This window comes from Candidatus Hydrogenedentota bacterium, assembly GCA_019637335.1.
Taxonomy (GTDB): domain Bacteria; phylum Hydrogenedentota; class Hydrogenedentia; order Hydrogenedentales; family JAEUWI01; genus JAEUWI01.
On the sequence record JAHBVV010000033.1, the window covers coordinates 42,098 to 55,710 of the forward strand.

Sequence of the window (13,613 nt, forward strand, 5' to 3'; positions counted from 1 at the left end):
TGGCGGGGCTTCTCAGTGGGCGCTCGCCGCCGTTGCATCGATCAGGGCATGGATAAGCCCGGGGATTTCATGGCGCTCCGGCTCCACCGAAACGGGCATGCCGCATTCTTCGGCGGCGGCGGTGGTCATCGGCCCTATGGAGGCAAAGCGGGCATGCGCGGACAGCGCCGCGACCCGATCCGGCCCCAGGGCCTTCGAGAAATTGCGCGCGGTCGACGAGCTGGTGAACACGACCCAGTCCGGGCGCGCTTCCAACAGCGTGTCGGCGGCCCCGGCGGGTATTTCGGGCATCAGCGTTTCGTAGACCACCACTTCGGCCACTTCCGCGCCGGCCTCGCGCAGGGCGTCCGGCAGCATGGGCCGCGCCAGGTTGCCGCGCGGCATCAGGAAACGCTTGCCCGCCAGGCCGTTCTCCAGGCGCTTGAGGCCCTCCAGAATGGACTCGGCGATGTACTGCTCGGGTGTGAGCGTGATGGGAACCTGGTGCGCCCGAAGTGCGGCGGCGGTCGCCGGGCCAATCGCGCAGAAGGCGGCGGCGCGGAATTCGGCCAGGCGCCGGCCTTCGCGTTCGAGCGCGGCCACGAAATGCTCCACGGCGTTCGCGCTCGTGAAAATGATCCAGTCCCAGGCGCCCTCGCCCTCAATCGGCGCTTCCGGAACACACCCGCGGATTTCGATCGTCGGAAAGTCAATCACCCGCGCGCCGAGCGCCGTCAGTTCGTCCGAAAGCACACTCGCCTGGTTCGACGCGCGCGTTACCGCGATGGACATCCCCGCCAGGGGCTGGCGCGGTTTCCACGCGTCGAGCGCGACCTGCTTGACGAAGGCCGAGGCTCCCGCTTCAATCAGAGCCCCCGCGACCGCGCGGCCCAGGCCCTCGGGATCGCCCACCGGCCCGGATTGCGCCGCGCGCACCACCTGGCTGCCGTCGGGGCTGCACGCGCAAGCCTGAAGGTGAAGCATCTTGTCCCGCACCGTGGCCAGGGCCCCCAGGGGAACCTGGCAACCGCCGCCGATGGCCGCGAGCAATGCCCGCTCCGCCGTGGCCGCCGCCGCCGTCTCCGGATGGTGGATGCGCTCGAGCAAGGCCCGCAACGGTGCATCGTCCTCACGAATTTCGATGCCCAGCGCGCCCTGGCCCACGGCCGAAAGCATGTGTTCGGGCGGGATCGTCGCTGTGATGTGCTCGGACAGCCCGAGGCGATTGAGCCCCGCCGCGGCCAGAATGATCGCGTCCAGCCCCTCGTCATGGAGCTTCTTCAGGCGCGTGGGCACGTTCCCGCGCAAATCCACGAGATCCAGGTCGGGGCGCAGCGCCTTGAGCTGGACCTGGCGGCGCGTGCTCGATGTGCCTACTTTCGCGCCCCGGGGCAAGTCCAGCAGGGCGCACCCGCTCGCGCTGATGAAGGCGTCGGCGGGGTCCTCGCGTTCGGTGATTGCCGCGAGCATGAGGCCGCCGGGCAATTCGGTCGGCAGGTCCTTCAGGCTGTGCACGGCCAGATCGATCGACTTGTCGAGCAGCGCGACTTCGAGTTCCTTGGTGAAAATGCCCTTGCCGCCCACCTGGGACAGGGGAACATCGGTGATGCGGTCCCCCTTCGTCGAGATGATTTCGACGGCCACCTCCACCTCCGGCTCGGCCGCGCGCAACAGCGCGGCGACGTGGTGGGCCTGATTCAGAGCAAGATCGCTGCCGCGCGATCCAATTACGACGCGGGTCATCCCGTGCGTTCCTCCAATCCGAACAAGCGCTTGACCAGGTGCAGGACGCGGTGCGGGTCTTCGTGCACCACCTCCTGCTTTATCTGCGTCATCGGGCGCTGCAATATGTTGTTTACAATCCGTTTTGTCAGGTACTCGATCTCATCCCGCTCCTGATCGGTCAGGTCCGGCAGGCTCCCCAGCGTCTTGGCCAGTTCCCGCTCGCGGATCGCGTGCAGCTCCTGCGTCATTGATTTAATCGTCGGCTCGGCGTACAGGCTCTGGCGCCAGTCGATGAAGCGGTCCACCTGCCGCTCGACCATCTCCAGGCACTTGGAAAGCTCCGCGCGCCGGGATTCGAGGTTCTGCGCCGCCACCGACTCCAGATCATCCATATCGTAGCAGTAGACGTTGTCCAACGTGGTGACCGCGCGGTCCACGTCCCGCGGCACGGCAATATCGATCACGAACATCGGCGCGTTGTTGCGCAGCTTCAGCGCGTGCTCGAAATCCTTCACGCCGAGGACCGGCGTCTCGGCGGACGTGGAGGTAATCACGATATCGGCCCGGTGCAGGTGCGCGTCCAGGTGGGAGAGCGCGATGGGCTCCCCGCGGTAGTTCTCCGCCAAGCTCTCCGCCGTGGCCAGCGTCCGGTTGGCGACCAGTACCCTGCCGACGCCCTTTTCCACCAGGCACTTCAACGCAAGCTGGCCCATCTCCCCTGAACCGATCACCATGACGCTCTTGCTCGTGAGATCCCCGAAGATCGACGCCGCCAGCTCCACCGCAACCGACGACACCGAGACCTTTCCCACATTGATATTGGTCTTGGTGCGAATTTCCTTCGCGACCTTGAACGCCCGCTGAAAAAGCGCGTGCAGGATCTTGTCGGTCGCCCCTTCGGACTGCGACGCCAGATACGCGTCGTGCACCTGCGCCAGGATCTGGTCCTCGCCCACCACGAGGCTGTCGAGGCTCGACGTGACCTTGAAAAGGTGCGCGACGGCAGCCCGGTTGTGGTGCTCGTAGAGGTGCGGGGCGAATTCCGAAACCGGAACGCCGCGCGACTCGGCGATGAATTCGCGTATTCTCGCGTGGATCCTTTCCGGCGGCGCATCTCCCCGGGCGTAGACTTCGACGCGGTTACAGGTGTTGAGAATTACCGCCCCGCCCTCGGCCAGATCCTGTTTCAACCGCCGGAGCGCCTCCGGAACCTGCTCCTCGGGAAAGGCCAGACGCTCGCGCAATTCCACCGGGCAGGTATGGTGGCTGAGTCCGGTGAGTGCGATCGTCATCCCGCCGCTCCATAGAAATTGTAGTTCAGGACGCCGGCCAGGGCGAGAACAAGATACAGCGCAATCAGGGTCGCGGTACCATAACACACAATATGCGCCAGCTTCGGCCCGCGCAAACGGCCCGCCGAACGCGCGTGGTACGCAAACGCGTAAAACAACAGCATCGCCAGCGCCATGCCCACCTTCGGCGAAAACCACCACGTCGGGCTCAGCGTGTCGCCCTCGTACCAGACCCAGAAGCCCCCCGCTATCAGCGTAAACACATACGTCGGATAGCCAATGCGAATAAGCTGGAAAAGGTTCTTGTCAAGCAGCTCCAGGGAAGGCAACTTCTGAAACAGTCCCGTCGTCTTGCGGTGCTTCAACAGCTGGGCCTGCCGCGCATACGCCACGCTGTTCACCCCCGCAAGCGCCAGCAGCGCATACGCCAGGAACACCAGGCCCACATGCACAATCAGGAGCATCGAACTCAGCGGGCGCGGAGCCTCGCCCAGCGCCGGTAAGCCCGTCGCCAGATTCAGCCCGCTGATCACCCCCAGCAGCGGAAGATGAAAACACAGCAGCCCCCGCTGCATCGGGTCTACCCCCATCTGGATCACGAGAATCCCCAGCGCCAGCACCGTCATCAGCGATATCGAATCCGTGGCCGTCGTCAGCGGCACCAGCCCCCACTGGACCGACCGCAAGGCAAGCATCAGCGCCAGCGACACAAACGCGCCGCACGCCAGCCAGTACGCCGCCGTCAGCAGGCGCTGGTTCGCGTTCTCCCGCAGGTAAACAAGCGCCACGCCCGCGCTGCCGAGGGCCAGCAGGTTCCCGATCGTAAAGCAGATGTAGACGACGCTGCTCATGGTTTTCCCAAGTGTAAGCAAGGTTCCCCGACGCGGAAATACACGCCGGATCGGCGCAAGTGCGGAACAGGATCCAAGCGCGGGCCACGCCCCGGATCATCCCCGTAGTTTACGCTATTTCCACCGCCATTTGCCATGGCCCCAACGCCCCAGGGGGACTGGCAACCGCGACAAATACAACCCCAGCCGCGAAAGCGCCCAATACAACCCAAAATTCGCGGGTGCCTGTACCCGCCACCAAGGGGACTGGCTCCCGCGACACACGCCACCCCAGCCGCGAAAGCGCCCAATACAACCCAAAATTCGCGGGTGCCTGTACCCGCCACCACCCCACCCCGTCCACTCTGTCCACTCTGTCCACTCCGTCCACTCCGTCCACTCTGTCCACTCCGTCCACTCTGTCCACCCAGTCCACTCCGTCCACCCCGTCCCTCAAAAAGGCGCCTGCCTCCACCCCGGCTTGAGCAGGCCGCGGTAGCGATCAAACAGCGAAGTCCCTTGAGCCGCCAGCGGAGCCAGCGCCGAGGATTCTCCCAGCGCGCTCACAAACGCCGCACCCAGTTCCGCCAGGCGCGCCGGGTCCTCAGTCGCCAATGATTCGCCAATAATCCGCAACCCCTCCAGCATCGCGGGAAAATATTCGAGGTCCGCCCGGGCCGCCGGCGGCAGCCCCGGCCAGATCCGCTCAATGGCCGCACCCATCGCGTTGCCGAGCTCCACGGTGGGGCCACCGTCCGTGTAGCGTTCGAGATCTTCAATGATCCCCGCCATCCCTTCGATCGCCTCCGGACGGCCGCACTGCCAGCCGGCCCAGCGGCGGACCGCGTCGCCCGGCGGCATCTCGGGGTCCCAGAGAAAGGCCCCCAGGAACCACGTGGCCGGCAGGCGGGTCCACGCCTCCAGGCGGTGGCCGAAGGCGCCGTCAAGCCCGGCGGCGTGGGCCGCGCGGACAAGTTCCGGCGTCCAGCGCAGGCTGGGAATGAGAAAGGCGTAACCGCTTTCCGGGTTCGTGCCAAACAGAAAACTGGATGCGCGAAACCCGAGCGCCTTCTCGCGAATGGGGAAGGAAAACTGCGGGTGATCGCCGCCCACCGCGGCAATCGAACTGAAATGGCCCGGGAAATCCGCCTTGATTCGCGCGCCGATTTCGTCGCGGTATTCCAGCTTTTTTATGTCCTCCCACACCCACACCGGCCACAGGTTAAACTCCAGTTTCGCCTCGGGGTTGTACTCCCGGAAGAGCGCGCCGAAGGCCTGGAGCTGGCGGGCGATGGATCCCGGCTGATCGGCGGCGCAGCCGTTCTTCTCGCACCAGCAGCCGCCCGGGTCGTAAAACCAGATCTGGATCGCGTCCGCCTCGCGGAACCATTCCATCTCGCTCCGCGCGTTGGCCAGCATGAGATCCCAGGCGCCCGGCGCATTGGCGCAGACGGCCGGAAAACCGTGGTCTACGTAAGTGATTTCCGCGTGGATGTCCGGGTTCGCGTCCCACAGGTCGCGTGGGAAGAACGTCGGGCAGAACATGTACGCCACCTCCAGCCCCCGGCTTCGGGCATAGGGGATCATCGCCCGAACGTTTTCGTGCAGCGTCTTGTTCAGCGGCTTCTCCGACAGCTTCGAGGCCGGATTCATGCTGTAGGCGTCAACCCAGATATAAAAATAGAGCCGGTTCAGCCGCGCCAGGGCGAGCTGGTCAATATAATCGCGCCACCGCGCCACGTTCCATTCATGGGGCGTGATCCCCGGTATGTTGTACCCGATATTGATGTACTCGCCGCGTTCTTCAATCGCCGGGTATTCAAAAAGCTCTGTCGGCCCGTCGCCATCCCATTCCGGAAAGTCGAGATAGACCGCGCCATTCGCGCGAACGCGGAGGCGCGTCTCCAGTTCGGACACGGCGTACGCCACACCCCGCTCCGTCAGCCCACCCGCCAGAATCACGTCGCGCTCGCCCTCGCGCACCCGCGCGATGGCGTAGGCCTGTTCGCGCTGGAAGGGCTTGAGGTCCCGCGTTAGCGCCGCGCGCTTCTCCGGCGTGAAATGCCGCGCCAGGCGCTCGTCCGCGTCCAGACGCCCCACCAGAATCCGCAACGGGGCATCCGTGCCGGCCTCTTCCGACCAGTGCCGCAGCCGCCCAACAAAGTGATCCACGGCGTGCGCCGCCGGGCCCTCCTCGAACGCCGCCGGTTCCATGCGGTGCGCCGCCAGGCCGCCTTGCTCCGGAAGCTCCAACGCGGCAACGGACGCGGAAACGGAAAGAAGTAGCAACATTCTGAACATGGCCGTCTGCCTTATCGTGCGCCGATCGCGCGTTCGCCCGGAACCGGGCCAAAACCTGACGCCATGGTAGCTGCCCATCGCCCCCGTCCGCCACCAGCGCCACGAGACGCGCTCATGTGCCTTGAGCGACAACTAACCCAACCGGTAACCATCCCCGGATTTGCAGCCTTCGCGAAGCTTCGTTACACTGGTGAACCGGCCCCACGACAAATCGGCGCGGCGGGCGGACCTGCGTCGACATGGCCCATCCGCTTCGGCTGCGCGGGAGCGCGCTTCAATGGGCCTTCCGCCGCGCGCGGGCGACGTTGCATGGGACCGAATTGGGCCGCGCACCTTTCAGCTGACTAGGAAACTGATGATGAGAAACGTATCCCTGATAGTGGCAATGATCGCTGGCGCCCTTCTCTTTTCGGCCGCGTGTCTCAGCGTACCCGCGTCGGCCGCCGAGGGCAAGATCCGTGTACTTCTGGACACGGACGCCAACAACGAGTTGGACGACCAGCATGCGATCGCCTACCTGCTGTTCAACGGCGATGTGTTCGAGGTCGAGGGCATCACGGTGAACCGGACGTCCGGCGGGGGCGACGTGCATCAGCATTTCGCCGAGGCCGAGCGGGTCGTGAAGCTCTGCGGGCTGGATGGCAAGGTGAGCGTCTATCTCGGAGCGGAGAAGTCGTTTGAAGAAATCCGGGGTGCGTTGAATCAGCCCGATTTCGACGGCCATGAGGCGGTGGACCGGATTATCGAGCGCGCCCTGGCCGCCGACGACCGGCCGCTGGTGCTGTTGCCCATCGGCAAGCTCACGAACATCGCGCTCGCCCTCGAAAAGGAGCCCGCCATCGCCGCGAAGGTGCGCATCGTATGGCTCGGCTCCAACTACCCGAAGCCCGGCGAATACAACCAGAACAACGACGAGGGCGCCATGAACTACCTGCTCGACGCCGACGTCCCCTTCGAGATCGTCACGGTCCGTTACGGCGAGCCGTCGGGTACGGACGCCGTGCGGGCTACACTCCAGGAGGTCCGGGAGATCATGCCCGGCAAGGGGCCCCGGATCGACACGCCCATCACGGGGCGTCACGGCGGCGAGTTCGCGACCTTCGGCGACTACGCGCTCAACCTCTTCGAGAACATCCGGCTCCATGGGGATCCGCCCTCGCGGGCGCTCTTCGATATGGCGGCCGTCGCCATCGTCAAGAACCCCGGCTGGGCGGAGTCGCGGCGCATTCCCGCCCCCACACTCGCCGATCGCAAGTGGGTGGAGCGCCCCGGCAACGCGCGCGAGGTGGTCCTGTGGGAGAACTTCGACCGGAAGGCCATCATGGCCGACTTCTACGACCGGATGGAGAACTATGTCCTCGCGGTGAGCGCGGAGTAGGTATTCCCCGACAACTCGAAGCCCTGCCTCAACCCCTGACAGCGCGGCGCCGAGGCTTGCCCACGGGCGCAGCATGTGATTCTGGCCTTTACCAGAAACTCACAGGGAAATCCGCGTCAAGATCGGGACAACCACGCATTCTGAGCGCCCCATCACCGGGGAAGTCCCTGCGCTGGCCGAGCGCCGCCGCCGCGGCATCTGGAAAAGCCAAAGGCGAACACCAAGAATGCGTATGCCGCAACATTGCCGCGTTTCGCCGCTGGTTCCATGCCGGTTTCCATGGAACAACCATCTCCCCCGTTCGTACTGCTACTCTTCAAAGCCATGGGAATCGTAATCGATTTAATCTCGCCAGGCGCGATGCCCAAATCCAGCGATTCCACCTCATAGCCATCAACTACACACACGAGTTTGTACTCGCCCGCGGGAACCGACGGAAAAGTATACACGCCGTCAACGCCTCCCTTGAGGGGAGCAAATCCGCTGCCCAAGAGGGACATGGTGGCGTTCGACAAGGATTCCTGATCGGCGGCGGCCCAAACGGTACAAACAAGGGTGGCGGCCAGGATTGCGGACCCCTTGGCGAGAATTGGCTGCCAGTCGCAGTTTCCCTGAAACAGGGTACGAATTTCATCGAAGTCGTCGGTGCTCCAATCAATATTTTCGCACAGCAGGAGCTCTGGGGTGTCACTGACTATTCCCAGTGGCAGATCGACCGGATCGGGAATATCGCTGCGGTACAGAATGGTATTGAAGCCGCGTGCGGAATCGATGGACGTGCTCAGGCCCACACCAGGCTCCAGCACCGCGGTATTGAGCACATGAATACCCGCGTAACGCTGGTCGACGAACATTGAGCGGCGAATTATGGGTACGCCACCAACAATTTCCACGCCCGTCATTAGTCCGGTGAAATCGCAGTCTTCGATGATGGCATCCGCCGCATTGGGGCCGGAAGCGCGAATGCCCGTTGTCCCGCCCGCGCTGGAGGTGTCCGTAAAGTACACGTCGCGGACCGTGGTGGCCGTATTCGGTAGCGAGAGCAACACGACGCCGCCCGTCTCGGTCAGGAGTTCGAGACGGGCGAGGGTTGCATCGTTGGCGCCGGTCTGCCGCCCGACAATGGTGGGGCGCTGGCCCGGCCTGCCCGTGATGGTTACCCCGCGGCGGAGGATGAGGCTTTCGGTATAGCGCCCCTCCGCCAAGACGATGCGCGCCGCCGTTGCGCCAGAGCCGGTGATGAGCGACTGGGCAAAATCAATCGTCCGGAGCGGACGGCTCTCGTCCCCACCCGCCACACTATCAGATCCCGAAGGTGACACAAAATAGGTAGGCGCCGGGCTGTTGGGGTCGCGCGGATCGCTGTTAAGCAGAAACTCCTCCAGGTTGGTCAATGCGTCCCCATCGGCGTCCAGTCCGGATTCCGATCGGCCAGTGGGGTCAAACCCGTGAATGACTTCGAAACCATCCGGCATCCCGTCGTTGTCGGTATCCACCACGTTCGGATCCGTGCCCAATTCGATTTCCATGCAGTCGGTGAGGCCGTCGCCATCCGAATCCAGTGTCGCGTCTTCGCACTGCGCCCTGGCGTCGCCGTGCGAAAAAAGCAGCAACAGCAGTAGTAGTAGTAGGGAGAGGCAACCGGCGAGCCTGCGCCGGACACGCCTGATTCGCATCGAATTTCGCATCCGCTGCAGCGCCATCCGTATAGGATCAGTTGTTCGCTGCGCCGGAAGCATCGATCCACTCCAGAATAACATCGTAGTTGCTTCTATCCCCACCGAGATTGAATCCGGGCTGCATTCCGCCACCGTGGTTGCCGTCGGAATTGGACGCTTTTCTCAATATCAGGCTCATTGCGGGCGAGGCCGTGTTTACACGGGTGTTCGATGGTTCGGCGGTGCTGAATTCCGTAACGACCTCGTTGTACAAGACATTAGAATCGGCGCTGTCGAGGAAGAAGCCGCTGGGGGCCGCTACGCCGCCACTCTGGTGGCACGACACGCAGCGCGCGGGGTCCGTCAGAATGGGAAGCACGTCCATACTGAAGCTGGGCCCGCTGGATACCGTCACTGCGGTGACCGTTACCTCGTCGGAAGCACTCGAAATACTCCCTGAGGTCACAATCAGTTGGATGGTGTACGCGCCTGCCAGATCCGGCTGAAACGACGGCATGGCCGTGTCGGCGCCAGTCAATGCCGACGCGCTTCCGCTGGGAACGGAGACAAAGCTCCACGTATAGGAGTCAGCGAAGTTGCTCATAATTCCATTGAGCACCACGGTTTCACCGATTGCGGCCGTCCGATTGGTCCCAGCATTCGCCACTGGCCTGCCGGGCCCAGATGTGCCATGCCCCACGAAATTTGCGAGGAGGCCCGCGGCATACGGGAAGGAACTCAACCAAAATTGGTCATAGGTAGGTAGTGCGGCCGGCATGGTTCCGTCTTGGAAGACCAGTTGGCGGATCCGGTCCTTCGCGAGTTCGAACTCCGCGAACGTGTCAAAATCGAGCGAGGGCAACCGTTCGCTCTGCTGCACGTGGCAGAGCCGGCAAGAGCGCGCCACAACGGCCGAGTATAGCTCCGCGGCCTCCGGCGGCGCCGCAGGCGGCGACCACCCTTCCGGAACAAAACCGCCATCGAACGGAAAGGGGAGAGCCGGCCCGCCGTACCACCCTTCAATCAGCTCCTCGGCCGCCCGCTTATCGGGCGCATCCGTGGTGATTTGCAGCGACCAGTGGTTCAAGTTGCCGGTGTCGGCGCCCGCTTCGTCTTCCACGAATAGACGCCAAGCGCCATTCGGTTCGCTGCCGACGAACTTGCTGAGCGCCTCCTCGGGCATCCAAATGCCGGTAAATGGCGCGTCCGAGAAACTGAGCGTGGCGACGGACGCGGCCGCGGCGTCATCAAACACCGCCCCGCAGATGTTGTTGCCGCTGGAGCCGCGCCGCGCCATGATGTTGCAGACAATTCCGGACGGTGAAACGAGGTTTATCAGGAGATCGCCAACCCAGGTATGGTCAATGCCGTTGTTACCGTCGCCGACATCCGTCGAACAGAGCCCCGTACCCCCTATCACCAATTTCACATCGACTATCCCCCCGCTGAGGCCAGACACCACAAGATCCGCGGATACCGGTCCTCCCGGCGAATCGGGAATCGGAATGCTCGGCCCATTGTATGTAAAAATGTGTTTCTGCGGAATGGCGGCGTAGGAATCCAGGACGGCCTTGTTCATCGCATAGAACGCCCCCTCCTGCGATGCCCGGTTGAATTCCGGGTTGGTTTCCGAGTAGAGGAATGACTCCAGGTCAAACGGTATGAATCGCGTATTGATATTTCCGAAATCCGGATAGACGCCATTTACGAGTGCCCTGGGTTGCCCGCCGTGGCAAACCGTGCACATCCCGGGAACGTATTTGTCCCCCCGGCCATCCAAATCGATCTTGTTGAGCCGGTTTCCGTCCGAACCGTAGACATAGAAGCGGATATAGGGCTCGCCGCCTTCCGGCGCCGGCAGCATGTCCATGCAGACAGTGGCAATGGGCTCATCAGGATTCTGCCAGGTATCGTCCACCGTAGGATGGTTCAGGGTAGCAAAAGCGATCCGGTCCGCCGGCGTCCCGAAGACCGTCGGGCTGCCATTGGAACGCATATGCACCTGCCGGCCGAACCCGAGATCCGCCTCGTTAAAGTAATAGGCCGATGCCTCCATTCCGCCCGGCTCCCCAAAACCGTTGGCGGCGTACCAGTCCGAGAGCGTCGTCTTCTCGCCAAAGGGATCAATCGCCGCGTAATAGGCCTCTGCCGTGATATCATCTTCATGCACTGGCGTGTTCACCAGCGTAAGGAATGCGCCGGGATCCGGCGGGACAGAAATCGTCAGCGAAACATCGGAACCTTCGGCAATCATCATGCCCGCGCCTGGATCCTGATCGATAACCATGACCGCGGGAACGGTCACCTGGGGCTGCGCCAATACCTCACCCAATCGCAGCCCCGCGAGCGCCAGGCGAAACTGGGCAATCTCCAAAGTGATGGAGGACAAATCGGGTACGCTCACAATCGCCTCGAACGAACTTACCTCAAGCGCCACGGGTGTGTCTGGCGCAACGCTGCTACCCGCCGCCGGGTCCTGCGCGACCACTTGCCCGCCTGGTTCCGGGCTGAGCACTTCGGTCACTGTGCCGAGGCTCAGGCGCGCTGTCGCGATCAGCGCACCCGCCTGGGCCTGCGGAAGGCCCAGGAGATCGGGCACCGTGATAAGTTCGGCGCCCGCGCTCACCAAGATCATGACCGCGGTTCCACGCAGCGCCACGGATCCCGGCGATGGCGATTGGCCGATCACCCGTCCCACGGGTTGGGCGCTGAATACGTCTTCCGCCGCACCCAAAACCAACCCGGCCGTTTCGAGAGCAAGGCTCGCCTCCGCTTCCGAGCCGCCCGTGATATCCGGAACCTCGACCGTAGCCGCGCCTTCGCTAACCGTTAAATCTACCGCGGAATTGGCGGATACGATAGCACCGGCCGCGGGGCTCTGCGAAAGCACCTCACCCGCCGGATTGTTGCTCTCCACCCGGGCGACTGTTCCAACACGCAGCCCCGCACCAGCGATGGCCGCGCCCGCAGTCGCGGAATGCATCCCCGTCACAGCGGGCACAGCCACGAAAGCGAGCCCGCCGCTAATCTCGATATCCACCGCCGAACCGAGTAGTATCAGTGTGCCAGCGAGCGGGTGTTGCCCGATTACTTCCCCCACGGGACGGTCGCTGAAGACATTCGTTACCGCCCCCAATGCCAATCCCACGCCCTGAAGTACATCTACAGCGGAAGTCTCGGTGCTACCGGCAAGTTCAGGGACTACAGCGGCGCCGGCAGATTCGCTCACCGTAATGTCGACAGCCGAACCCCGCGGGACTATTTCGCCAGACGGCGGGATCTGAGAAAGCACTTCGCCCGGCGGCGCGGTGCTCTCGATTTCCGTAATCGCGCCCAAGCTGAGCCCCGCGCCGGCAATGCTGGCGCCGGCGTCGGGCGACCGAAGCCCCACAACATCGGGAACGGAGATCGGCTCCACCCCGGCGCTCACCTGGATCGAGACCGGAGATTCCAATGGAACAATGGCGCCCGCGGGTGGGCTCTGGGCGACCACCTCGCCGGGCGGCGCGTCGCTAAACACATCGGTAACGCCGCCCAGAACCAGGCCCGCTTCCGTTACCGCCGATTCCGAGGCAGCCCGCGTGCCACCCGTCACGTTGGGCACCACGGCGGACTGGCGCCCCTCACCGGCACTAATGCTGATATCGACCATTGCCCCAGGCATAACCGCCGCACCGGCGGAAGGGCTCTGGGAGAGCACTTGGCCCGCCGGCGCGCTATCCTCCTCCATGGTGATCGCGCCCAAAGTAAGCCCCGTACTGGCAATCATGGCGCCAGCTTCCGCCGCCTGCCGTCCGACGACATTGGGCACATTGACCTGCTGAATGCCCGAACTGACCACCAGGTTCACGGGGGTGCGCGGAGCCGCAGCCGCGCCGGGCGCCGGCGTCTGGTCAATGACTTCCCCGGCGGTCGCGGTGGATGACCGCTCGGTTACCCGCCCAAGCGTGAATTGGGCCTCGGCAATGGCGGTTTCCGCGGCGGCGCGTTGCAGGCCGATGAGATGCGGCACCGGCGCCGGAAGTCCCATGCTAATTACGAGATCGACAGGCGTACCTTCCGGCTCAACGGCGCCGGGCGCCGGAGACTGCCCAACCACTTCGCCCAGGGGCGCATCGCTGGACACCTCCGTGATGGAACCTATCGTAAAGCCGCTAGACTCCAGTTGCTCCTCCGCGTCCGCCCGCGTCAATCCCGAGAGATCGGGCACTCCCCCGCCGTCCACGAAACCATCCGGCGGGCAACCTGGCAATAGCGCCACTGCCCAGAAAAACAACGGCCAGTAGGCCAAGATTCCACAATACAGCCTCACGCTATCATTTCGCTCTCACCCCTCCCGATTTGAAGTTAACTCTCGAGCCTCCGAAATTCCGGTCGCCTGTCAGCCATCAGGAACAGGCCCTCGAGCACATCAAACAATCGTCACTCCCATTGGCGATACTATCATGAA

Annotated in this window: 7 protein-coding genes; 1 reads left to right on the top strand and 6 read right to left on the bottom strand. The window is 63.8% G+C overall.

Annotated elements, in window-relative coordinates:
* Positions 1–12: 12 nt before the first annotated feature.
* From hemC to KF886_23795, 4 genes are all read right to left on the bottom strand, one after another.
* Positions 13–1,722 carry a hydroxymethylbilane synthase gene (gene hemC, locus KF886_23780; GenBank protein MBX3180381.1) on the bottom strand — a complete coding sequence of 570 codons (1,710 nt, stop codon included), beginning with the start codon at positions 1,720–1,722 and terminating at the stop codon, positions 13–15.
* Positions 1,719–2,996: a glutamyl-tRNA reductase gene (hemA, locus tag KF886_23785; protein MBX3180382.1), complete on the bottom strand. Its 1,278-nt coding sequence runs from the start codon at positions 2,994–2,996 to the stop codon at positions 1,719–1,721. The genes hemC and hemA overlap by 4 nt, the downstream gene beginning before the upstream one ends.
* Positions 2,993–3,847, bottom strand: a complete 855-nt coding sequence (gene ccsA / locus KF886_23790; protein MBX3180383.1) for a cytochrome c biogenesis protein CcsA — start codon at positions 3,845–3,847, stop codon at positions 2,993–2,995. Before ccsA ends, hemA begins: the two co-directional genes overlap by 4 nt.
* Before the next feature lie 432 nt (positions 3,848–4,279).
* Positions 4,280–6,127, bottom strand: coding sequence for a hypothetical protein (locus KF886_23795; protein MBX3180384.1), 1,848 nt, complete (start codon positions 6,125–6,127; stop codon positions 4,280–4,282).
* A gap of 385 nt (positions 6,128–6,512) precedes the next feature.
* Between KF886_23795 and KF886_23800 the strand changes: the two genes are divergently transcribed.
* Entirely contained in the window at positions 6,513–7,505 is a 993-nt protein-coding gene (locus KF886_23800; GenBank protein ID MBX3180385.1) for a nucleoside hydrolase, read from the top strand.
* A 152-nt stretch (positions 7,506–7,657) separates the two neighbouring features.
* On the opposite strand, the gene KF886_23805 is transcribed toward KF886_23800, so the two are convergent.
* A complete protein-coding gene (locus KF886_23805) occupies positions 7,658–9,244 on the bottom strand; it encodes a hypothetical protein (protein ID MBX3180386.1) in 1,587 nt (528 codons plus the stop codon).
* Entirely contained in the window at positions 9,219–13,388 is a 4,170-nt protein-coding gene (locus tag KF886_23810; protein ID MBX3180387.1) for a PASTA domain-containing protein, read from the bottom strand. The genes KF886_23805 and KF886_23810 overlap by 26 nt, the downstream gene beginning before the upstream one ends.
* Positions 13,389–13,613 lie beyond the last annotated feature (225 nt).

Coding starts and splice junctions, on each gene's coding strand:
- hemC (MBX3180381.1), bottom strand. CDS start 1,722: ATGACCCGCGTCGTAATTGGATCGCGCGGCAGCGATCTTGCTCTGAAT.
- hemA (MBX3180382.1), bottom strand. CDS start 2,996: ATGACGATCGCACTCACCGGACTCAGCCACCATACCTGCCCGGTGGAA.
- ccsA (MBX3180383.1), bottom strand. CDS start 3,847: ATGAGCAGCGTCGTCTACATCTGCTTTACGATCGGGAACCTGCTGGCC.
- KF886_23795 (MBX3180384.1), bottom strand. CDS start 6,127: ATGTTCAGAATGTTGCTACTTCTTTCCGTTTCCGCGTCCGTTGCCGCG.
- KF886_23800 (MBX3180385.1), top strand. CDS start 6,513: ATGATCGCTGGCGCCCTTCTCTTTTCGGCCGCGTGTCTCAGCGTACCC.
- KF886_23805 (MBX3180386.1), bottom strand. CDS start 9,244: ATGCTTCCGGCGCAGCGAACAACTGATCCTATACGGATGGCGCTGCAG.